The sequence below is a fragment of the Campylobacter sp. S4:11 genome (assembly GCF_024723695.1).
Taxonomy (GTDB): Bacteria; Campylobacterota; Campylobacteria; order Campylobacterales; family Campylobacteraceae; genus Campylobacter_D; species Campylobacter_D jejuni_C.
Genome location: NZ_JANQDC010000097.1, coordinates 1 through 429, shown reverse-complemented (window position 1 = coordinate 429; position 429 = coordinate 1). Strand labels below are relative to the sequence as shown.

1 pseudogene is annotated in these 429 nt (G+C 22.6%); it reads right to left on the bottom strand.

The window, feature by feature from the left end:
* A pseudogene (locus CAMP5053_RS08375) lies at window positions 1-429 on the bottom strand (hypothetical protein); the annotation flags it as partial.

The following is a 429-nucleotide window of genomic DNA, read 5'->3' as shown; positions in this document are numbered from 1 at the left end:
ACATACACTTAATCTTCCTTTAGCAATATTTATGAAATAATTATATCTTTTTGCTTTATATATTGTTGGGTATATCATTTCTTGAATTTCGGTTTTTAGTTTTGTTTTATATAATAAATTCATTTTTTTATAAGAATTAATCATATTTTCTAATAACTGTTCTTTTTGAGGTATAGAACACATAAAGTTTTTATCTAGGCTTGAAGCAAATGGGATTAAATTAAAAAGAAAATAATCAGCATTAAAGGCTATTTTCATAAGTGCATAAGTGTCAGGCAATGCATCTATTTTGTTAATAAAAATGATATATCTATCCATAATGCTTATAAAATTATTCATTTCGTTTAAATTGGTAGTGCTATTAGAAGCAAGATAAAAATAATTAAGATTAGTTTCACTTTTTCTTCCAAATATACTTACTTTATTTCT